At 66.1% G+C, this 21680-nt stretch carries 18 protein-coding genes, 1 pseudogene and 1 riboswitch; of the genes and pseudogenes, 13 read left to right on the top strand and 6 right to left on the bottom strand.

The window, feature by feature from the left end; all coding sequences use genetic code 11:
* The first annotated feature begins 4 nt into the window (after nt 1–4).
* The 4 genes from XcuCFBP2542_RS07985 to XcuCFBP2542_RS07970 all read left to right on the top strand — a co-directional run bounded on the left by XcuCFBP2542_RS07985 (nt 5) and on the right by XcuCFBP2542_RS07970 (nt 2592).
* Entirely contained in the window at nt 5–667 is a 663-nt protein-coding gene (locus tag XcuCFBP2542_RS07985; RefSeq protein WP_104603071.1) for a YceI family protein, read from the top strand.
* Nucleotides 664–1227, top strand: coding sequence for a cytochrome b (locus tag XcuCFBP2542_RS07980; RefSeq protein ID WP_104603070.1), 564 nt, complete (start codon nt 664–666; stop codon nt 1225–1227). Before XcuCFBP2542_RS07985 ends, XcuCFBP2542_RS07980 begins: the two co-directional genes overlap by 4 nt.
* Nucleotides 1228–1236: 9 nt before the next feature.
* The gene (locus XcuCFBP2542_RS07975) at nt 1237–1806 is read left to right on the top strand and encodes a YceI family protein (protein WP_104603069.1); all 570 of its coding nucleotides are present in this window, start codon (nt 1237–1239) and stop codon (nt 1804–1806) included.
* Nucleotides 1807–1941: 135 nt separating this feature from the next.
* Nucleotides 1942–2592 (top strand): cold shock domain-containing protein, encoded by a 651-nt coding sequence (locus tag XcuCFBP2542_RS07970; RefSeq protein WP_104603068.1) that lies wholly within the window; start codon nt 1942–1944, stop codon nt 2590–2592.
* 49 nt (nt 2593–2641) lie between these two features.
* Here the strand turns inward: XcuCFBP2542_RS07970 and XcuCFBP2542_RS07965 are convergent, their stop codons facing one another.
* The gene (locus tag XcuCFBP2542_RS07965; protein WP_104603067.1) at nt 2642–2875 is read right to left on the bottom strand and encodes a glutaredoxin family protein; all 234 of its coding nucleotides are present in this window, start codon (nt 2873–2875) and stop codon (nt 2642–2644) included.
* Between the two features lie 84 nt (nt 2876–2959).
* On the opposite strand from XcuCFBP2542_RS07965, the gene XcuCFBP2542_RS07960 reads away from it, so the two are divergent.
* Complete coding sequence (locus XcuCFBP2542_RS07960) at nt 2960–4342, top strand: L-serine ammonia-lyase (protein ID WP_104603066.1); 1383 nt, start codon at nt 2960–2962, stop codon at nt 4340–4342.
* Between the two features lie 281 nt (nt 4343–4623).
* Nucleotides 4624–5631 carry an alpha/beta fold hydrolase gene (locus XcuCFBP2542_RS07955; RefSeq protein ID WP_104603065.1) on the top strand — a complete coding sequence of 336 codons (1008 nt, stop codon included), beginning with the start codon at nt 4624–4626 and terminating at the stop codon, nt 5629–5631.
* Nucleotides 5632–5721: 90 nt separating this feature from the next.
* On the opposite strand, the gene XcuCFBP2542_RS07950 is transcribed toward XcuCFBP2542_RS07955, so the two are convergent.
* The 3 genes from XcuCFBP2542_RS07950 to metX are packed head-to-tail and all read right to left on the bottom strand — an operon-like array spanning nt 5722 to nt 9052.
* Nucleotides 5722–6810 (bottom strand): homoserine dehydrogenase family protein, encoded by a 1089-nt coding sequence (locus XcuCFBP2542_RS07950; RefSeq protein WP_167526920.1) that lies wholly within the window; start codon nt 6808–6810, stop codon nt 5722–5724.
* Entirely contained in the window at nt 6807–8024 is a 1218-nt protein-coding gene (locus XcuCFBP2542_RS07945) for an O-succinylhomoserine (thiol)-lyase (protein ID WP_104603063.1), read from the bottom strand. Before XcuCFBP2542_RS07945 ends, XcuCFBP2542_RS07950 begins: the two co-directional genes overlap by 4 nt.
* Entirely contained in the window at nt 8021–9052 is a 1032-nt protein-coding gene (gene metX, locus XcuCFBP2542_RS07940) for a homoserine O-succinyltransferase MetX (protein ID WP_104603062.1), read from the bottom strand. The genes XcuCFBP2542_RS07945 and metX overlap by 4 nt, the downstream gene beginning before the upstream one ends.
* A gap of 71 nt (nt 9053–9123) precedes the next feature.
* A riboswitch (SAM riboswitch) is annotated at nt 9124–9243 on the bottom strand.
* A gap of 156 nt (nt 9244–9399) precedes the next feature.
* Between metX and XcuCFBP2542_RS07935 the strand changes: the two are divergent.
* The 4 genes and pseudogenes from XcuCFBP2542_RS07935 to XcuCFBP2542_RS07920 all read left to right on the top strand — a co-directional run bounded on the left by XcuCFBP2542_RS07935 (nt 9400) and on the right by XcuCFBP2542_RS07920 (nt 14738).
* Nucleotides 9400–10279: pseudogene (locus XcuCFBP2542_RS07935) on the top strand (M23 family metallopeptidase).
* Nucleotides 10280–10400: 121 nt separating this feature from the next.
* Nucleotides 10401–12005 (top strand): peptide chain release factor 3, encoded by a 1605-nt coding sequence (locus XcuCFBP2542_RS07930; protein ID WP_104603060.1) that lies wholly within the window; start codon nt 10401–10403, stop codon nt 12003–12005.
* 75 nt (nt 12006–12080) lie between these two features.
* Nucleotides 12081–12725: a PAQR family membrane homeostasis protein TrhA gene (gene trhA / locus XcuCFBP2542_RS07925; protein WP_104603059.1), complete on the top strand. Its 645-nt coding sequence runs from the start codon at nt 12081–12083 to the stop codon at nt 12723–12725.
* 120 nt (nt 12726–12845) lie between these two features.
* Nucleotides 12846–14738: an AsmA family protein gene (locus XcuCFBP2542_RS07920; protein WP_249027630.1), complete on the top strand. Its 1893-nt coding sequence runs from the start codon at nt 12846–12848 to the stop codon at nt 14736–14738.
* A gap of 49 nt (nt 14739–14787) precedes the next feature.
* Here the strand turns inward: XcuCFBP2542_RS07920 and XcuCFBP2542_RS07915 are convergent, their stop codons facing one another.
* Nucleotides 14788–15795, bottom strand: coding sequence for a glycosyltransferase family 2 protein (locus tag XcuCFBP2542_RS07915; protein ID WP_104603057.1), 1008 nt, complete (start codon nt 15793–15795; stop codon nt 14788–14790).
* A 2-nt stretch (nt 15796–15797) separates the two neighbouring features.
* Nucleotides 15798–16535: a monofunctional biosynthetic peptidoglycan transglycosylase gene (gene mtgA, locus XcuCFBP2542_RS07910; RefSeq protein WP_104603056.1), complete on the bottom strand. Its 738-nt coding sequence runs from the start codon at nt 16533–16535 to the stop codon at nt 15798–15800.
* 75 nt (nt 16536–16610) lie between these two features.
* Between mtgA and hslO the strand changes: the two genes are divergently transcribed.
* The 3 genes from hslO to XcuCFBP2542_RS07895 all read left to right on the top strand — a co-directional run bounded on the left by hslO (nt 16611) and on the right by XcuCFBP2542_RS07895 (nt 21601).
* Nucleotides 16611–17501: an Hsp33 family molecular chaperone HslO gene (hslO, locus tag XcuCFBP2542_RS07905; RefSeq protein WP_104603055.1), complete on the top strand. Its 891-nt coding sequence runs from the start codon at nt 16611–16613 to the stop codon at nt 17499–17501.
* Nucleotides 17502–17653: 152 nt separating this feature from the next.
* Nucleotides 17654–18478, top strand: a complete 825-nt coding sequence (locus XcuCFBP2542_RS07900) for an XOO1806 family protein (RefSeq protein ID WP_211292986.1) — start codon at nt 17654–17656, stop codon at nt 18476–18478.
* A gap of 195 nt (nt 18479–18673) precedes the next feature.
* Nucleotides 18674–21601 (top strand): TonB-dependent receptor plug domain-containing protein, encoded by a 2928-nt coding sequence (locus tag XcuCFBP2542_RS07895; RefSeq protein ID WP_104603053.1) that lies wholly within the window; start codon nt 18674–18676, stop codon nt 21599–21601.
* Nucleotides 21602–21680 lie beyond the last annotated feature (79 nt).

Below are 21680 nucleotides of genomic sequence, written 5' to 3'. Positions count from 1 at the left end.
GTCCATGACCCCGCTCGCCCGCCTGTTGCTGCTTCCCGCCCTGGCCTTGACCAGCCTGGCCGCCACCGCCGCACCGGTGCGCTACGCGCTGGATCCGGTGCATACCCGGGTGCTGTTCGCGGTCGAGCATGCCGGCTTTTCCAAGGCATTGGGCACGGTGTCCGGCAGTACCGGTAGCCTGGTCTTCGACCCGGACGACTGGGCCTCGGCGCGGCTCGATGTCAGCGTGCCGCTGCAGCGCGCCGACCTGGGCGATGCCAAGTGGAACCAGGCCACCCTGGCACACAACCTACTCGACGCCGAGCACTTTCCCGACGCACATTTCGTCTCCACGCGCGTGGAGGCCACGGGCGAGAACCGCGCCAGGGTCACCGGCAACCTCACCCTGCGCGGCGTCACCCGTCCGGTCACCCTGGAGGTGACACTGAATGCACTCAAGCGTCATCCGCTGCCGCCGTTTCGCCGTACCGCCGGGTTCTCCGCCACCGCCACGCTGAGCCGGGCCGAGTTCGGCATCGATGCCTGGAAATCGATGATCGGCGACAGCGTGGAATTGCGCATCGAAGCCGAAGCGGTGCGCGAAGGCCGCGCCGACGACGAGGCCGCCCCGCCGCAAGCCGCACCCACCCCGCCGGACACCGCCGCCAGCCAGGAATCGGGAACATGAGCCTGAAGAACACCGACCGCTGGGGCGGCGTCAGCCAGACCCTGCACTGGTTGATCGCGCTGCTGATCCTGGCACTGGGCATCGTCGGCCTGACCATGGGCGAGCTGCCCAAGACACCAAAGTATTTCTGGGTCTACACCGCGCACAAGTCGGTGGGGCTGAGCGTGCTGGCGCTGGTGATCGTGCGGCTGGGCTGGCGGATCCATGCGGGCGCCCCGCCACCGGTGGCCGGCACGCCGCGCTGGCAGGAACGCATTGCCGGGCTCACTCATTGGCTGCTGTACGCGATGATCTTCGCCATGCCGCTGTCGGGCTGGCTGTACGACTCCACCAGCGGCCTGCGGCCGTTCCGCTGGTTCGGCCTGTTCGACATGCCCAAGCTCAGCCCGCCGGACGAACACCTGCGCGCCATCGCGCACTTCATCCACGAATGGGGCTTCTGGCTGCTGATTGCGGTGGTGCTGGCACATGCCGGCGCCGCGTTCTACCACCACCTGTTCCAGCGTGACGCTACCCTGGCGCGGATGTTGCCGCGCGGCTGGCTTTCTTCCAGACCCTAAGGATTCCCCATGTCGTCCAAGCTGTCCGCCTCTCCCCTGCTGGTCGCCGCGTCGTTGGTGGCCACTCTTGCGGCTGCCCCGGTGCTGGCCGCCGACTATGTCCAGGCCCCCGGCTCCACGCTGGCGTTCGCCAGCAAATACGACGGCGAAGTGTTCACCGGCAAGTTCCCCGGCTTCGATACCACGCTGAGTTTCGATCCGGCCAACCTGGCCGGCGCCAGACTCGACGTGCGCATTCCACTGGCCAGCGCGGTCAGCGGCAACAACGACCGCGACTCGACCCTGCAGGGTCCGGACTTCTTCAACGTCGCCAAGTTCGCCACGGCGCGGTATCGCGCCGATAAATTCCGTGCCCTGGGCGGCAACCAGTACGCCGCCGACGGCACCCTGGAGCTGCGCGGGGTCAGCAAGCCGGTCACGCTGACCTTCACCTGGACCCCCGGCGCGCAGCCAGTGCTGGCCGGCAAGGCCGTGGTGAAGCGGCTGGACTTCGGCGTGGGCGGTGGTGACTGGGCCGACACCAAGACCATTCCCAACGAAACCGCGATCAGCACCAAGGTCGTGTTGAAGGCGAAGTAACGCCACAGGCCGCAACCGGACGCGGCCACTGAGCGGCGGACACCCTCGTCGGGTCCGCCGCTTTTTTTTGTCCCTGCTGCATGGAATGACACCGCACGACAGCTAGACTGGGGACTGACTTCGAGGACGCGAACGATGCGCACACACGGAACGTTGACCCACTGGAATACTGACCGCGGTTTCGGCTTCATTACCCCGGCCCAGCCTGGAGATGACCTGTTCGTGCACATCTCCGCGTTTCCGCGCGGCTTCGAGTCCCCGCGCATCGGCGAGGTGATCTCCTTCGAAACCGAGCCTGGCCCGGATGGTCGCCTGCGCGCGGTGCGCGTCATACGTGCCGGCGAGCATGCAGCCGGACGTGGCTCACGCCGTCAGCATATGGCAGCACGATCGCCATCGACGCATCGTTCTCTCGGGCTGGGCAAGGTCATGTTGCTGCTGCTTGCCGCAGGTACTGGCGGCTATGCGTATCTCAATCGGGACATGCTGCTACCAAAGCCTGCGCCCGCTGAAACTTCTTCAGCGGTTCCGGCACGGGCACCGGCAAACAGGACGCTGCCAGACCGCGCAGCGCTCCAGAGCTCGCCATCGGTGACGGCACCTGCAACGGCGAGCAGAACGTCAGCCACATCCACCCCCATGCCGCACTACAGCTGCGGCGGGCGCAAACACTGTTCGCAGATGACCTCCTGCGAAGATGCCGCCTGGGTGCTGCGCAACTGCCCCGAAACAAAGATGGACGGCGACAACGACGGCGTGCCCTGCGAGGACCAGTGGTGCCGTTGAACAGCGACGCCGGGAACGCCAGACGCAGACCAGGTCCGCAAGCAGCACATCAACGCATGCCCGCATCCAGCCACGCACGCAGACCGATGCCATCGAACGGCCAATCCAGCTCGCGCCCCTGTGCATCGCGCAGCACCGGCACCCTTGGGCCATAGGCGGCCTCCAGTGCGTCGTCGTCATCGATGAACACGCTGCAGAAGTCGCCCGCACGCACCTGCGCCAGTACGGCGATGGCCTGATCGCACAGGTGGCAGTCGTCGCGCTGGTACAGGGTCAGGGCCATGTGGAGGTCTCATGCTGCGCTGCAGCCGTGCCGCAATCGCCGAACGACTAGAATAGCCGCCTTTACGCTCACCTTACGGCACCCATGGCTGTCAGCACGTTCGACCTCTTCAAGATCGGTATCGGCCCCAGTTCTTCCCACACCGTGGGGCCGATGCGTGCCGCCGAGCGCTTCGTGCACCGTTGGTTGCTCGACGCGGGCCGCCTGCACGAGGTGGTGCGCATCCGCGCCGAAGTGTTCGGCTCGCTGGCGCTCACCGGCCGTGGCCATGGCACCGACAAGGCGGTGTTGCTCGGGCTGGAAGGCCACCGCCCCAACCTGATCGACCCGGACATCATCCCGGCCACGCTGGAGCGCATCCGCGCCAGCAAGCGCCTCACCCTGATGGGCCAGCACGCCATCGGCTTCGACGAAAAACGCGACCTGCCGATGAACAAGCGGCAGAAGCTGCCGTACCACACCAATGGCATGCGCTTCACCGCCTACGACGCCAATGAAGCGGTGATCGCCACGCGCGATTACTACTCGGTCGGCGGCGGCTTCGTGGTCAACCAGGACGATGCGGCCGACGACCGCATCGTGGCCGATGAAACGCCACTGCCGTATCCGTTCCTCAGCGGCGACGAACTGCTGGCGCAATGCGCGCGCAGCGGCTTGAGCATTGCCGCGCTGATGTTCGAGAACGAAAAGAGCTGGCGCAGCGAAGAAGAGATCCGTCATGGCCTGCGCGAACTCTGGAATGCGATGCAGTCCTGCGTGACGCGCGGCATCCGCGAGGAAGGCACCCTACCCGGCGGCCTGAACGTCTCGCGGCGTGCGCCGGCGCTGTATCGCGAGCTCTCGTCCAAGCCGGAAGCGGCCATGCGCGACCCACTGACCACGCTGGACTGGGTCAATCTGTACGCATTGGCGGTCAACGAAGAGAACGCCGCCGGTGGCCGCGTGGTTACCGCGCCCACCAACGGCGCGGCCGGCATCATTCCGGCGGTGTTGCATTACTTCGACCGCTTCTGCGCAGGCGCATCGGAAGAGCGCATCTTCGACTTCCTACTCACCGCCGCAGCCATCGGCATTCTCTACAAGGAAAACGCCTCGATCTCCGGCGCCGAAGTCGGCTGCCAGGGCGAAGTGGGCGTGGCCTGCTCAATGGCCGCCGGCGGCCTGGTCGCCGCGCTCGGCGGCAACCCGGGCCAGATCGAAAATGCTGCGGAAATCGGCATGGAACACAACCTCGGCCTGACCTGCGACCCGATCGGCGGGCTGGTGCAGATTCCGTGCATCGAACGCAATGCGATGGGCGCGGTCAAGGCCATCAATGCCAGCCGCATGGCCATGCGCGGCGACGGCAAGCACAAGGTCTCGCTGGACAAGGTCATCAAGACCATGCGCGACACCGGCCGCGACATGCAGGACAAGTACAAGGAAACCAGCCGCGGCGGGCTGGCGGTGAACGTCATCGAGTGCTGAGCCAATCGCGTGAGCACGCACGGATGCACTGCCCTTCTCCCGCGTGTGGGAGAAGGTGCGCAAAGCGCGGATGAGGGCAACACCCAACGCGAATGATGCACTGCCCTTCTCCCGCATGCGGGAGAAGGTGCGCGAAGCGCGGATGAGGGCAACAGGGGCCGGCGCACTGCAACTTGGTCACCCACGCAATCGCCAGCAACGCGCCTGCAGCGCCCGTTCAACCTCGCCCGGCTGTACGCCCCCACCACATCGGTGGCGGTACCGTCAGCGTCTGGATCTGGATGGACATCACGATGCGAAAGCGCGCTTTCACCCTCACGCTCGCCCTGGCCTGCAGTCCGCTGATGGCGCAGGAAACCAATTACGGCCCGCGCCTGGAAGGTTTCGATTACCCGTACCCAGTCAAGAGCTATGCGTTCACCTCGCAACAGCAGGCGCTGGAAATGGCCTACCTGGATGTCGCGCCGACCGGCACGCCCAACGGGCGCACCGTGGTGTTGCTGCACGGCAAGAACTTCTGCGCCGCCACCTGGCAAGACAGCATCGCCGCGCTGAGCAAAGCCGGCTACCGGGTCATCGCGCCAGACCAGATCGGCTTCTGCAAATCCAGCAAGCCGGCCGCCTACCAGTTCTCGGTCGCACAACTGGCCGACAACACGCATGCATTGCTGAAAAAGCTCGGCATCGAACGTGCGGTGGTGGTCGGCCATTCCATGGGCGGCATGCTGGCGATCCGCTATGCGCTACTGTACCCGCACGCCACCGAACAGCTGGCCCTGGTCGCTCCCATCGGCCTGGAAGACTGGAAGGCCGAAGGCGTCCCGTGGCGCAGCGTGGATGCCTGGTACGCCAACGAGCTGAAAACCAGCTTCGAACGGATCAAGAAGTACCAGATGGAGGTGTACTACGGCGGCCAATGGACACCGCAGTTCGAACGCTGGGCGCGCATGCAGGCCGGCATGTCATTGGGCAAGGGCAAGCAGGCAGTGGCGTGGAATCAGGCACTGGCCTCGGACATGCTATTCAACCAGCCAGTGGTCTACGAACTGCCCAAACTGACCGTACCGACCACGCTGTTCATCGGTCTCAAGGACCGCACCGCCATCGGCAAGGACAGCGCACCGCCTGAGGTCAAGGCACGCGTGGGCGATTACACCCAGCTAGGCAAGCGCGCGGCAGCCGCGATTCCGAATGCGAAACTGATCGAATTCGCCGACCTGGGACATTCACCGCAGGTACAAGACCCGGCACGCTTCAATGCGGCGCTGTTGAAGGCGATTGCGCAGTAACTCCTGCATGGCGATGCGGGACGACTCAGGTCATTGCGCATCGCCACAGCACCCACTTCCGAACGGTGGCCCAACTCCATGCCGGGCCGATCACCCAGCCACGATCCGCAACACATCGTCCAGCAATGCAGCAGCGGTGACTTCGGCGCCCGCACCCGGCCCCTGGATCAGCAAGGGCTGCGTGCGATAGCGGTCGCTGCCGATCGCCACGCGGTTGTCGGTCCCGGCACCGCCGGCCAGGGGATGGTCCAGCGCCAGCTCACGCAATCCCACGCTTGCACCATGGGCATCCACGCGCCCAACGAACCGCAGGCAACGTCCGGCAGCCCGTGCCTGTTGCCAACGCGCACCGACCACGGCATCCAGCGCGCCCAGCTGCGGCTCCACTGCGTCAAGCGGTAGCCGCGCGATGCGCTCGGGCACCAGCGATTCCACATGCACCTGTTCGGACTCCAGTTGCCAACCCGCCGCACGCGCCAGGATCAGCAGCTTGCGCCGCACGTCCTCACCGGACAGATCGATGCGCGGATCCGGCTCGGTATAGCCCGCCGCCACTGCCTCGCGCACACAGTCCGAAAAGGCAACGCTCCCGTCATAACGATGGAACAACCATGCCAACGATCCGGACAACACGCCTTCGATCGAATGGATATGGTCGCCACCGGCGACCAGCGCACGCACGCTGCTCAGCACCGGCAACCCGGCGCCCACGGTGGCACTGTCGCCGTACTGCGCGCCACTGGCATGGCGCGCCGCATGCAAGGCCTGCGACCGCGACAACGCAGTGCCCTGCCCCAGTTTGTTGGCCGTGACCACGTGCACCCCACGCAACAGCCATTCCACATGCCAATCGGCTACGACATCGCTGGCAGTTGCATCCACCAACACATCACCGGCACGCAGCGCGGTGGTTTCTGCCCAGGGCTGCAATACCGCCTGGCCGCGCGGGGCGGCATTGGCCTGTTGCAGCGCCTGTTCCGCACTGACGCCACAGTCGTGCGCAATGCGCGAATTCGCCAGCCAATCAAAGCGCGGCAACCGCAGTTGACGCTCCTGTAGCGCGGTATAGCGCGTTACAAAAGCGCGCCCCACGGTGCCAGTGCCCAGCAAGGCCAGCCGCGGCGTGGGCCTCACCGCAGCGACCGGAGCGCGGCGCGAAACAGGCAGCACAGTGCTCACGCGTCGACCTGTTTGCGGTTGGCTGTGGTCAGGGTGGCTGCTGCGCGGGCCAGACCGGCACGCAGATCGATCAGCAGATCCTCGGTCGATTCGATGCCGATCGACAGCCGCAGCAAACCATCGGAAATCCCGGCCGCCGCGCGTGCTTCGGCGGTCATCGCCGCATGCGTCATCGAGGCCGGATGCGCGATCAGGCTCTCCACGCCGCCCAACGATTCGGCCAGGGTGAAGTAGCGCAGGCCATCGACGAAGGCCCGCACCGCCGCTTCGCCACCGTGCAACTCGAAACTCATCATCGCCCCGAAACCCTTCTGCTGGCGCGCGGCCAGGGCATGGCCCGGGTGCGAGGCCAGCCCCGGGAAATACACCTGGTTGACCGCTGCATGCCCGTCCAGCAGCGCAGCGATGGCATCGGCGTTTTCCTGGTGCACGCGCAGGCGCGCATCCAGCGTGCGCAGCCCGCGCAAGGTGAGGAAGGCGTCGAACGGCGAACCGGTCAGGCCCAGCGCGTTGGCCCACCACACCAACTGCTGATGCAACTGCGCATCGCGCGCCACCACCGCACCGCCCACCACGTCGCTGTGGCCGTTGATGTACTTGGTCGTGGAATGCAGTACCAGATCAGCGCCGAAGTCCAGCGGCTTCTGCAGCGCCGGCGACAGGAACGTGTTGTCGACCACGGTCAGCGCGCCCACCTTCTTCGCCGCTTCGATGACGAAGCGCAGGTCGGTGATGCGCAGCAGCGGGTTGGACGGGGTTTCGATCAGTACCAGCTTGGGCGACTGCGCCAACGCATCGGCCAGCGAACGCGGGTCGGTGAGATCGGCGGTGACCAGTGCAAAATGGCCTTTCTTGGCCAACGCATTGAACAGCCGCCAGCTGCCACCGTAGGCATCGTGCGGCACCACCAGCGTGTCACCCGGCTGCAGCACCGCATTGAGCACCAGATTGATCGCGCCCATGCCGGTGGAGGTGATGACCCCGCCGGCACCGCCTTCCAGTTCGGCCAGCGCTTCGCCGAGCAGGTCGCGGGTGGGGTTGCCGCTGCGGGTGTAGTCGTACTGGCGCTTGTTGCCGAACCCGTCGAACGAGAAGTTCGACGACAGCACGATCGGCGGAGTCACCGCGCCGTAGGCGGTATCGCGGTCGATACCGGCGCGCACGGCGGCAGTGGCGGCAGTACAGGGGGCGTCGGCAGGGTCACGAAAGCTCATGCGGTTTCTCCGGTGATGCGAAGGGCAGTGGTCAGGATCGCGTCGATGCGATCGATTTCTTTCAGGAAGGCGTCATGGCCATACGGCGAGCGCAGCACGCGCAGGCTGCCGCGCGGGCCCAGCCCTTCGACCAGGCCGACCATGTCGGCCAGCGGCACCAAACGGTCGCCCTCCACCGCCACCACCACGGTGGGCACGCCCACCTGCGCGGGGTCGATGCGGTGCAGGTCGATGGATTCGGACAGACGCAGGTAGGCAGCCACCGGCGTGCGCGCCACGTACTGCGCGCCGGCGGCATCCAGATAGTCTTCGGCCGCTACCCGCACGCGGCCATTGATGACTTCCGGCGGCGCGTCGAAGCGCTCGCTGAATTCTTCCGGCGTGCGGTAGCTGAGCATGGCGAACTGACGCGCCAGCGCCAGGCCGTGATGTTCCGCGCATTGCAGCTGGCCCAGCGCCACCGCGCGGCGCTGCAGGGCGCGCCACGCTGCCGCATACGGATGCGCGCGGTGCGCACCGCTGACGGCGACCAAGGTGCCGACGCGGCCGGCATGGCGGGTGGCCAATTGCAGCCCGACCAACGCGCCATAGGAATAGCCGACAAAGCCGTGCAGGCGGGTGATGCCCAGCGCATCCAGCAATGCAGCGATCGCGTCGGCCTGGTCGGCGGTATCGATCGGCGCATCCAGGGTGCCGTCGGCGCCCAGGAAATCGAACGCCAGCAGGCGACGCGATGCCGGATCCAGCGCGCGGCCGGCGCCCACCAGGCCATCCACCCAGCCCTTCTCGGGATACACGGCGTTGGCGGCCAGATGCCGGTGCGCAGAGATGCCGCCGGCCACGAACACGACCGGCGCGTTGGCGGCTCCGACCAGCTCGTAGCGCAGCCGCAGCGTGCGCAGCCCGGCGTGTCGCATCGGCAGCGACACCACCAGTTCGCCGCGCACGGCAGCGGGGCCGGCGGTTTCGGCGGCGCGTGTTGCAAGGTCATCAGACGTGGTGGGCGATGCTGTGGTCACGAGGCTCATGGCGATATCCGGGGTGGATCGGCCATCGAGCTTCGCGGGAGCTCGCGTTCGACGTGCGCAAGGCACGAGTCGAACCATCTTTCGGCGGACGCGTGGTCCCCGCAGGATTTGGCACCAAACGCGGGCGCTTGCGCGCTCCGCTGGCTGCCCCGGCATCAAAGGGCCTGTCCCTCCGCCGGTCTCGATGGTGAGGCTAAGATGCCACCCCACTTCCGGGATGTCAATCGCTTCATGCGGATGGAAAGATATATTTTCATCCGATACCACCGCCCGGCGTGCCCGGCCGCATACTTGCGCCCTCTCGCCCGGCTCGATCGCGTGTCCCATCCTCTGTTTCGCCGCCGCATTTGCGCGATCTGCGCCACGCTTGCCGTCGTGCTGCCGATCTGCGCGGCCACTGCCGCTGCGCAACTGCACTGGCACTGGCCCGGCCCGGCCGCAGTGCCTTCCGCATCCACCGCCACCCAACCGCTCCCCACCGCGACCGACGCCGGCCCGGCGCTGCAGCTGGAATGGCAGGCACCGGTCTATCTGGTCTGGGTCAGCAATCCGCTGGCCGGGCCGGCACAGGTTCGGCTGAGCGCGCCATCCAGCGAGGACTACCGCGCGGTGCCGCCGTTGCCGCTGACGGTGCTGCTGGCGGCACACGAACGCCGCCTGCTTGCCCGGCTCTATCCGGCCAGCAGCCAGCGCACACTCGCCGGGCTTAACCTCAGGCTGGAGCTGGTGGCTGGCGATCCGCAGGCCCAGCCGCAGCCGGTGCACTACCAGCTGCCCTTCCGCGACCAGCCGGTGCAGGTGGATCAGGGCTACGGCGGCCACTTCAGCCATACCGACCTGGCCAACTGGTATGCGGTGGACTTCGCGCTGCCACAGGGCACGCCGGTACTGGCCGCGCGCGCGGGCGTGGTGATGGAGCTGCGCCAGGACGTGACCGCCGGCAGCGCCGACGACCCGGCTGCCGGCGGCGGCAACCTGGTGCGGCTGCTGCACGCCGACGGCAGCATGGCGCTGTACGCCCACCTGGCGCCGGGCGGAATGGCGGTGCGGCTCGGCCAGTGGGTTGGCACCGGCGAGCGGCTCGGCGCCTCCGGCAATACCGGCTATAGCACCGCGGCGCACCTGCATTTCTCGGTCCAGCGCAATGCCGGCCTGCAGCTGGTCTCGCTGCCGTTCCGCATGCTGGGGCCGCAGGGCGAACTGCAGTTTCCCTCGCCAGCTCCTTAGGGCGGCGGCGGCCAGGCCGCGCAGGCCCGGCCGGCAGCCAGCAAAGGCCTGCCCCGCCGAAGCCGCTATAATCACCGGCTTCCTCAGTTTCTGCAGGCGTCCGACCGGGCGCGCACCGCCCATGTCCGAAGTCTCCAACGAAGCCGCGCGCCGGCGCACCTTCGCCATCATTTCCCACCCCGACGCAGGCAAGACCACGTTGACCGAAAAGCTGCTGTTGTTCGGCGGTGCGATCCAGATGGCCGGCTCGGTGAAGGGCCGCAAGGCCGCCCGCCATGCCACCTCGGACTGGATGGCGCTGGAAAAGGAGCGCGGCATCTCGGTGACCTCCTCGGTGATGCAGTTCCCGTACGAGGACAAGATCGTCAACCTGCTCGATACGCCCGGCCACGCCGACTTCGGCGAGGACACCTACCGCGTGCTCACCGCGGTGGACTCGGCGCTGATGGTGATCGACGTGGCCAAGGGCGTGGAAGAACGCACCATCAAGTTGATGGAAGTCTGCCGCCTGCGCGACACCCCCATCATGACCTTCATCAACAAGCTCGATCGCGAAGGCAAGAACCCGATCGATCTGCTGGACGAAGTGGAAACCGTGCTCGGCATCCAGTGCGCGCCGGTCACCTGGCCGATCGGCATGGGCCAGCGCCTGAAGGGCGTGGTACACCTCATCACCGGCGAAGTGCATCTGTACGAACAGGGCCGCAACTTCACCCGCCAGGACTCGACCATCTTCCCGTCGCTGGATGCACCTGGCCTGGCTGCCAAGATCGGCGAGCAGATGTTGGCCGAATTGCGCGACGAGCTGGAGCTGGTGCAGGGCGCCAGCAATCCGTTCGACCTGCAGGCCTATCGCGCCGGCCAGCAGACCCCGGTGTTCTTCGGCTCGGGCGTCAACAACTTCGGTGTGCAGCCGCTGCTGGATTTCTTCGTGCAACACGCACCGCCGCCGCAGGCGCGCGACACCACCGGCCGCCGTGTCGAAGCCACCGAGCCAAAATTGAGCGGCTTCGTGTTCAAGATCCAGGCCAACATGGACCCGCAGCACCGCGACCGCGTGGCATTCATGCGTGTGTGTTCGGGCAAGTTCACTGCCGGCATGAAGGCGCTGCACGTGCGCAGTGGCAAGGAGGTCAAGCTGGCCAACGCGCTGACCTTCATGGCCTCCGACCGCGAGATCGCCGCCGAAGCCTGGCCGGGCGATGTGATCGGCATCCACAACCACGGCACCATCTCCATCGGCGACACCTTCACCGAAGGCGAATCGCTGTCGTTCACCGGCATTCCCAACTTCGCACCGGAACTGTTCCGCCGCGCGCGCCTGCGCGACCCGCTCAAGCTCAAGCAACTGCAGAAGGGTCTGGCGCAGCTGTCCGAAGAAGGCGCCACGCAGTTCTTCCGCCCCTTGATGAGCAACGATCTGATCCTGGGTGCGGTAGGCGTGCTGCAGTTCGACGTGGTGGCCTACCGGCTCAAGGACGAATACGGCGTGGATGCGATCTTCGAGCCGGTCAGCGTGACCACCGCGCGCTGGGTGCATTGCGAGAACGCGAAGAAGCTGGAGGAATTTCGCGAAAAGAATGCCGGCAACCTGGGCATCGACGCGGCCGGCGAACTGGTCTACCTGGCACCGACCCGCGTGAACCTGCAACTGGCGCAGGAACGCGCGCCGGATGTGCGCTTCTCGGCCACCCGCGAACACGCGCATGCCAGGGCCGTCGATTGACCCGCGCTTGAACCGCAATAGGCACACGTCACTGCCGGCAATGCGAATTGCTCGCAGTTGCGGTACCTTTTTGGAATGAACGCAGACGCTTCCCCCTCCACCGACCTGCGCGACGAAATTGCCAGTGCCGTGACCCACGGCCTGGGTGCCATCGCCGCCCTGGCCGGCGGTTCGGTGCTGATTACATTGGCCGCCATCTACGGCGATGGCTGGCAGCTGGCTACCTCCATCGTGTTCAGTGCCACGCTGGTGTTGCTCTACGTCGCCTCCACGCTGTTCCATGCCATCCCGCATCCGGGCGCCAAGGCGCGCCTGCAGGTGCTGGATCACTGCGCGATCTATCTATTGATCGCCGGCACCTACACCCCGTTTACGCTGGTCAACCTGCGCGGCCCGTGGGGCTGGGGCTTGTTCGCCGCCATCTGGACCATCGCTGCGGCCGGGGTGATCTTCAAGCTGTTCTTCACCGGCCGCTTTCGCCTGCTGTCGACCGGGCTGTATCTGGGCATGGGCTGGCTCATCATCGTGGCGATCCAGCCGCTGCTACGCTCGGTCGACACCTGGTCGCTGTGCTGGCTGCTGGCGGGTGGGCTGTTCTATACGCTGGGCACCTACTTCTATCAGCGCGATACGCAGCGTTACTTCCATGCGATCTGGCACCTGTTCGTGCTTGCCGGTAGCGCCTGCCACTTCGTTGCGGTGATCGAGCAAGTGATGTGAGGGAGGATGGTGCGGGCGTTCGCGCGCCCTGCACGAGCGATCGCCAACCATGCGCACGTGACCAACGTGCCTCAGACCGCCAATCCTCGCGCCTCCCACCCACTGCGTCGGCGACGCTGGCTGATCGGGCTCGGCACCGTTGCCGTCCTTGTGATCGTCTTCCTGATCCTGTTCGACTGGAACTGGCTGCGTGGCCCGGTCGAGCGTGCGGTCAGCGCCAAGACTGGCCGCCAATTCCATCTGGGTCATCTGGACGTGGATCTGGGCCGCACCATCACCATCCGCGGCCAAGCCCTGCAGCTTGGCAATGCGGACTGGTCCAAGCGCGGCGCGATGGCGACGTTGAACGCGGCCGAGATCGATGTGGAGCTGTGGCCGCTGCTGCGCGGCGAGGTCCGCCTGCCGGAGATTCGTCTGGAGCATCCGAGCGTACTGCTGGAAGCCGGCAACGACCGTCACCCCGGCAACTGGGTGTTGGACACCAGCGGCGGCGACGGCAGCATGCCGCGCCTGGGCCGGTTGCTGGTGCGCAATGGGCGGCTGCGCTACATCGACGACACCGGCCGCTCGGATATCGATGTGACGATCAACAGCCTGGCGCCGCCGCGCAGTGACCAACGCGCTGCGCCGATCAGCATCCAGGGCAGCGGCCGCTGGACAGGCGCGCCCTTCAGCGTGAAGGGCGCCACGGCGTCGCCACTGGAGCTGAGCCAGAGCGAACACCCCTTCCGCATCGATCTGCGCGCCCGTGCCGGTGCCACGCGCGCGCATGTGCGCGGCACCCTGACCAACCCGTTCCAGTTCCGCGTGTTCGACCTGCAGATGGCGCTCAGTGGCCAGGACATGCAGGACCTGTATCCGTTGACCGGCGTGGCCATCCCGTCCACGCCTCCCTACACGCTGGATGGCCGCTTGCGGCGCAATGGCGATGTATGGCGCTACGAAAAGTTCACCGGCACTGCCGGCGACAGCGACCTGTCCGGCTCCGCTGAAATCGACCTACGCAACAAGCGCCCGTTCCTGCGCGCAGACCTGGCGTCCAAACGCCTGGATTTCGACGATCTGGCCGGTTTTGTCGGCGCACCGCCCAAGACCGGGGGCAACGAATCGGCCAATGCCGAGCAGCAGCAACAGGCTGCGCGCCTTGCCGCCAGCGCGCGCATCCTGCCATCCACGCCCTATGACCTCTCCAAACTGCGCGCCATGGATGCGCAGGTGCGCTGGCGCGCGCAACGCATCAATGCGCCATCCTGGCCGCTGGATGATATGGATGCCTCGCTGAATCTGAAAGACGGACTGCTGCAGCTGGAGCCACTGAACTTCGGCGTGGCCGGTGGCGACATCCGCTCCACCATCCGGATGGATGCGCGCAACGCGGTCATCGCCACCCATCTGAAAGCCGGCATCCGCGGCATCCGGCTGGACCGGCTGTTTCCCGATGTCACGCTCGCCAAGCAGGCCTCCGGCGCCATCGGCGGAGACCTGGATCTGCGCGGGCGCGGCAATTCGATCGCCGCGATGCTGGGCAGCGCGGATGGCTCGATCGGCATGGGCATGGGCCGCGGCCATGTCGGCAACCTGATCATGGAGCTGGCCGGGCTGGACATCGCCGAGTCGCTGAAATACCTCATCACCAAGGACCGGCAGATTCCGGTGCGCTGCATCTTCGGCGACTTCGGCGTGCAGGACGGAATGATGCAATCGCGCGCGCTGGCCTTCGACAGCACCGATACCATCATCGTCGGCGAAGGCAACATCAGCCTGAAGAATGAAACCCTGGATCTGTTGCTCCGCCCACGCCCGAAGGACCGCAGCATCCTGAGCCTGCGCTCGCCGCTGCGCATTGCCGGGACATTCAAGGACCCCTCGTTCCGGCCGGACTTCAAGACCCTGGGCATCCGCGGCGCCATCGCGGTGGCGCTGGGCAGCATCGCACCGCCGGCAGCCCTGCTGGCCACCTTTGAACCCGGCACGGGCAAGGACAGCGATTGCGGCGGCAAGTACGCGCAGTGAACGTGGTCCGCCTCCCGGAGTGCGACAGGCCAACGGGCCCGCAGACCGCCTAGCCCGCTGCGCGCGTGGTCTGGTGCCGCCCGGCCAGGTCCACGGCAGCACCGCACTGGGTATCGACCAGATACAACGGGCGTTGCTTGGCTTCGTCGTACAGCCTGCCCAGGTATTCGCCGATCAGGCCCAGCGCGATCAACTGGATGCCGCCCAGGAACAGGATCACCGACATCATCGTCGGCCACCCGGCCACCGGATCGCCCACCAATGCGGCCTTGACGACCACCCAGGTACCGAATACGAAGGCCACTGCCGCCGTCAGCAGGCCCAGATACGTCGCCGCCCGCAGCGGCACCGTGGAAAAGCTGGTAATGCCGTCCAGCGCGAAATTCCACAAGCGCCAGACGCTGAACTTGCTGCGTCCGGATAAGCGTGGCGCGCGCCGGTAGGGAAGTGCCACCTGCCGGAATCCCACCCAGCCGAACAGCCCCTTCATGAAACGGTGGCGCTCACGCAGTTGCTGCAAGGCCTGCACGACCCGTGGCGACAGCAGGCGAAAATCGCCGGTATCGGCCGGGATCGGCGTGCGCGACAGCCGCCGGATCACCCGATAGAAGGCATGCGCGGCACTGCGCTTGAGCCAACTTTCTCCTTCGCGAAAGACCCGCGTACCGAAGATGTTGTCGTAGCCGGCACGCCATAGCGCGACGAATTCGGGAATCAGTTCCGGCGGGTCCTGGCCGTCGGCGTCAAGCAAGACCACCGCGCCAGGCAATACATGGTCCAGGCCCGCAGACACCGCCACTTCCTTGCCGAAATTGCGCGACAAGCGCAGCGCACTCACCTGCGGATCGGCCTGCGCCAGCGCCTGCACCACCTCCCAGGTGGCATCGGTGCTGCCGTCGTCGACATACAGCACCTGCGTGTGCACGCCGGCCAGGCCTGCCAGCACTGCGCACAGACGTGGATGCAGTAACGGAATGCTGGTCTCTTCGTTGTAGGCCGCGATCACCACCGTCAGGCGTTCGGTCGTCACCGGCACCACCTCGTCGCACGCTTGCATGCTCACTTCGCCTGCAGGTAGGCAGCGCCGCCCAACTGGCGTGCCTGCCGCTGGATCCACGCCGTGCGCCGCTGCACATAGGCGCCGGGGCGGCGCGCGTCATAACGGCGTGGCGATGGCAGCACCGCGGCCAGACGCGCCGACTCGGTCGGCGACAGCCCGGCCGCGTCCTTGCCCCAGAACTGCCGGGCAGCCGCCTGCGCGCCATACACGCCGTCGCCGAACTCGGCCACGTTGAGATACATCTCCAGAATGCGCTGCTTGGGCCAGAACAGCTCGATCAGCACCGTGTACCAGGCCTCCAGGCCCTTGCGCAGCCAGCTGCGGCCCTGCCACAGGAACACGTTCTTGGCGACCTGCTGGCTGATCGTGCTCGCACCACGCACCCGCCCGCCGCGCGCATTGTGGTCGCGCGCCTTTTCGATGGCCTGCAGATCGAACCCATGATGCATCGGGAACTGCTGATCCTCTGCCGCCACCACCGAGATCGGCAGGCTGGCGGCGATCTTTTCGTAGTCGCGCCATTGCTGCTGCAGGGAAAACCCGACGTCGCCCTCGCCCCACGCTTCCAGATAGCGCCCCACCATCATGCTGCTGATCGGCGGATCGACCACCCGCAGCACCAGCACCTGCAACACGCTCGCGGCGGCAAACAGCAGCGGTGCGGCCAATAGCCAGCGCAGCCAGCGTCTGCGCCGCGGTGGCGTCCCCTGCTTGCCATCCAATGCATCCGTCCCCATTAGTTCGCTTCGACCTTCAATCCCGATGCCTGCCGCATTATCCGGCAACCGGCGTCCCTTACGTCCGGTGTCTCCATGACCGATCTCGATCAGCTTTCCCGTTTCCTGCTGCCTGCCGCCGGCGTGCGCGGAGTCCACGTGCGTCTGACCCAGGCCTGGCAGGACATTCAGGGCGCCGCCGAGTATCCGCCAGCCGCCCGCCAGCTGCTCGGCGAAGCTGCGGTGGCGGCCGCGCTGTTCACCGGCCACACCAAGGTGGACGGGCGCCTGTCCGTGCAGCTGCGCGGCAACGACACGCTGCGCACCCTGTTTGCCGAATGCACTGCCGCCGGCACCTTGCGCGGCATCGTGCAGCTGGCCGACGGCGCGGACGCGCCGACCGACCTGCGCGAGCTGGGCGAGGCCGCCCTGTTGGCGATCACCATCGAAAACCCCGGCCTGGACCCGCGCGAACCGCAGCGCTACCAGAGCCTGGTCGGCATGCAGTCCCCGGACCTGGCGGACGCCTTCGAGACCTATTTCCAGCAGTCCGAACAGCTGCCCACCCGCCTGTTGCTGGCGGCCGGCCCGGACCAGGCCGCCGGCCTGCTGCTGCAGAAGCTGCCCGGCGACGAAGGCGACAGCGACGGCTGGACCCGCATCGGCGCCCTGTTCGACACGCTCGGCGCGCCGGAGCTGCTGTCGGTCGCCAGCGCCGACCTGCTGCACCGCCTGTTCCACGAAGAAGATGCCCAGCTGATGGGCAGCAAGCCGCTGAGTTTTGGCTGCTCCTGCTCGCGCGAACGGGTCGCCTCGATGCTGCAGTCGCTGGGCGAAGAAGAGGCGCGCGCCGCCGCAGAAGAGACGGGCAGCGTGGAGGTGCGCTGCGAATTCTGCGGCCGTGAGTATCACTTTCCGTTGACCGATCTGGCCGTACTTTTCAGCGCAGCGCGGCCCTCCCAGCAGGCACCGGAACGGTTGCAATAGATAGCATTGCGGGGTGTTTCGGGGGCTGCGAGCACTTGTTAAATAATCATAAACCCCCTAGCATCCTCCAGTGCCCGCTTTCGGGAACTTAACAACTGCCCCTGGGTCTGACCTCCCGTATGCGACACCTCTTGCGCCTATCGTTCGCTTTGCTGGTTGCCCTTGCGGCATCCACGGGCGTGGATGCGCAGCAGGTCCGCGAAAGCACGATCCTGCCGGTGTGGAACAAGGGCAGCGGCAAGGTGGAAGCGTTCCTGTATCTGGAGCCCACCGGCGAGCAGAAGGCGGGGGCGCGCTGGCACTTCGGTCGCAACTCGCTGGATGCAGCGTTCGGCCTGACCTCGGGCGACTCGCTGGGCCTGCTATGCAACAGCAGCCGTGGCACCAACATCAGTGGACTGGCCAGCCATTGCCTGCTCGCCGGCATCGGCGATGAGGAAGAAGACAGCGCTGCGGCGTCGCGCCGAGTCACCGGCACGCTGGGCTTCAATCGTGGCAGCGGCCGTGTTGGAGTCACCGCCGGCAGCGGGCGCGACACCCTCCCCGCCTGGCTGAACGGCACCGGCAAGGCGCCGCTGACCCGCGTCGAACAGAACGACCTGACCGTCTTCGGCCAGAAGAACATCGGCCGCGAGGGCTTCGTCTCGATCGGCGGCACCTACGCCCGCGCAAGGCTGGTTCCGCTGGCGGACGTCTCCCCGGCAATCGCCGACCAGTGGGACAGCAAGACCTTGAGCGTCGGCGGCGGCTACGGCGCCTTCAGCGCCAATGTCATTGGCCGTGTCGTGGACGTCCCTGGCCAGCCCGAGAAATGGGAAGGCCTGGGCCTGGGCCTGACCTGGCGCACCCCCTGGAGCGGCCAACTCACCGTAGGTGCCGAGAACGTGATCTCGCGCGGCAAGAATCCCTTCGCGCCCAACAACGACAGCAATAGCGACGGTACAGTTCCTTACGTTCGGTACGAACAAGACCTGTAACCTCCCCACCGGTACTGTGAAGACAACGCCACCGCCGCCAGCGGTGGCGTTTTCATTTAGGAAATACCCCCGCTTAACGTCACTTTAATTCTTTCTCCGGGCCATATACCATCGGTTCACCCTGACGCCTTGGACCTGCACTTTCAGATCCGCCTGCCAGGCAAAACCCCCGTTCCGTTTTCGGAGAGAGAGCCCATGAAGTGCACGTCAAGCAAACTGCGTGATGCCGTTGTCCTTGCGCTTGTTGTTGGAGGAGCCTATTCGCCGGCAGCCTTCGCACAGGACGCATCGGCCAGCGCCACCACCAATCTGGACAAGATCGAAGTCACCGGTTCGCGCATCAAGCGCGCCGACCTGGAGACCGCCAGCCCGGTGTTCGTGATCGACCGCCAGACCATCCAGAGTTCCGGCGCCGCCACCGTTGGCGAATTCCTCCAGCGCACGCCCGCGATCGCCGGCGCCGCGACCAACCCCCAGGTGAACAATGGCGGCGGCGCCGGTGCGGCTACCGTGGATCTGCGCGGATTGGGCGTCAACCGGTCGCTGGTGCTGGTGGACGGGCGCCGCTGGATCGGCACGGTCAGCAATGCCAACGGCGCAGTGGACATCAACTCGATTCCGCTGGGCCTGATCGAACGCGTGGAAGTGCTCAAGGACGGTGCCTCGGCGATCTACGGATCCGACGCCATCGGCGGCGTGGTCAACTTCATCATCCGCAAGAACTTCGACGGCGTCGAAGCCAGCGCGTACTACGGTACTTCGTCGCGCGGCGACGCGGCGACCGAGCGCTACGATGCCGTCTTCGGCATGACCAATGACCGTGGCAGCCTGATCCTGGGCGCAAGCTACGACAAGGCCGACGAGGTGCGCGCCGCCGATCGTGCCTATTCCAGCCAGCCCTACCAGTTGTATGCGGGCCAAAAGGGCATCGGCGGTACCGCCCGGATTTTGACCGGCCGTTACGTGGTGCCGCGCGGCAACGCCACCGGCGTCAACCTGAGCGATCCCAACTGCGGCGGTGGCGCCAACGTCACCCTGACGCGCATCGACGGTCGTTCCGGCTCCACGCCGTCGGACTTCCGCTGCTTCAATCAGCAAACCGATGTCTACAACTTCCAGGCCGACGGCAACCTGACGCTGACCCCGCAAGAGCGCACCAGCATGTTCCTGAACGGGAACTACAAGCTCAGCGACAACGTCGAGGCCTTCGTGCTCGGCTCCTGGATGCGGACCGACTCCTCCTTCGCCCTGGCACCGCTGCCGTTCGACGGCAGGCCGCAGGTGGACAATGTCCCGATCAGCGCAGACAGCCTCTACAATCCGTTCGGGGTGACCATCACCGACGCACGCCTGCGTCTGCGTGATTTCATTCCCACGCGTACCACCCGCTTCATCACCGAGACCTACCAGATCACCGGCGGCCTGCGCGGCGCGTTCGGCGACAGCAGCTGGAGCTGGGATGCGTCTTACGGCTACGGGCGCTCGCCGCAGTCGTCTTCGGTGAAGGGCTACCTGTTCAGCCCGGGCCTGGCCGCCGCGCTTGGCCCGTCGATGATCGACCCCGCCACCGGCAACCCGATCTGCGTGCGTACACCAGGGAATCCGGCCACGGCGATCAATGGTTGCTTGCCAGTCAATTTCCTCGGCCCTGCCCCGAACCCGAATACTCCAGCCGGACAGGCGCAGTTGAACGCGCTCAGCCTGATCAATCCCACGATCACCAACACCAACGAAAACACGCTCAAGGTCTACAACGCCAATGCAACCGGCGACCTGTTCGATGTTCCGGCAGGAACGGTCTCGCTGGCAGTCGGCATCGAGCGCCGCGAAGAATCCGCCAGCTCCACCAGCGACTTCCTCACCATCATCCCGCCAGGCGAAACCGTCTGCCTGACCACGCAGGAAGCGTGTACGTTCGGCAATATCTCCGGCGAATTCAACGTCAACGAAGTGTACGCCGAAGCATTGGTGCCACTGTTGGCCGATGTGCCCTTCGCCGAAAAGCTGAATCTGACGCTGGGTACGCGCTACTCCGACTATTCGAACTTCGGCGGCACCACCAACTCCAAGATCGGCGTGGAATGGAAGCCGTTCTCGGATCTTCTGATCCGTGGCACCTATGCCGACGTGTTCCGCGCGCCCACGATCGGCAATCTCTTCTCGCCGACCGTGCCTAGCGCCAACAGCTACGTCGATCCTTGCAACGGCTACTCGGGCCAGGCAACCGCCGACCCGCGCGCCTGCGCCGGCGTTGCTCCTGACGGCTCGTTCCGCCAGAGCGGCAACCAGGTGACCTCGTTCCAGGTCGCCAATCCCAACCTTCAGCCAGAAGAAGGCGACGTCTTCACCTACGGCTTCGTCTACAGCCCGAGCTGGCTGGAAGGCTTCAGCGTGACCGCCGACTACTGGCGCGTGAGCCTGGATCAGTTCATCACCCGGCTGCCGGAAACGGTGATGTTGAATCAGTGCTTCCAGTTCGGGCGCTACTGCGACACCTTCATCCGCGACGAAGCAGGTGACGTGGCCCAGATGACCAATGCCATCGGCAACTTCGGCGAGCTGCGCACCAGCGGCGTGGACCTGGGTTTCCGCTACAACACGCAGGAAGCGGCCTGGGGCAAGCTGTCGTGGAACCTGGACACCACCTATATCCGCCAATATGACGTTCGCCTGCTGTCCGGCGATCCGAGCAGCGATGTTGGCGCGTTCCCGGGCATTCCGCAGAGCAAGGGCCTGGCAGGCACCTTCGTGGATTCCGCATCGTCGGGCTTTGGCAACATTGCGCGCTGGCGTGCGCTCAACGACCTGACCTGGACCTTCGGCAATCTCAACGCGAGCCTGACCACCCGCTACGTCCATCATGTCAATGAAGCACCGGACGTCGCCGAAGTGGGCACCGACGGCTACGTGGCCAAGCGCCAGGTTCCGTCCTACACCCAGACCGACTTCCAGCTGGGGTATCGCCTGGAGAGCTTGAACAACAGCACCATCCAGATCGGCGTTCGCAACCTGGCCGACCGGCAGCCGCCGCTGGTCTATTCCGGCTTCAATGCCTCCACCGACTTGCGGACCTACGATGCCATCGGCAGGTACTACTGGATGCGCTGGACTGCACGGTTCTGATCTGCAGCACCGGGAAGAGGGCGCCGCATTCGCGGCGCCCTCCTCTCAAGATCAGCTTCGGCACTTCATTCGAACCTAC

This window comes from Xanthomonas cucurbitae (assembly GCF_002939885.1).
GTDB lineage: Bacteria > Pseudomonadota > Gammaproteobacteria > Xanthomonadales > Xanthomonadaceae > Xanthomonas > Xanthomonas cucurbitae.
This window is presented reverse-complemented; position numbering and strand designations above follow the sequence as displayed.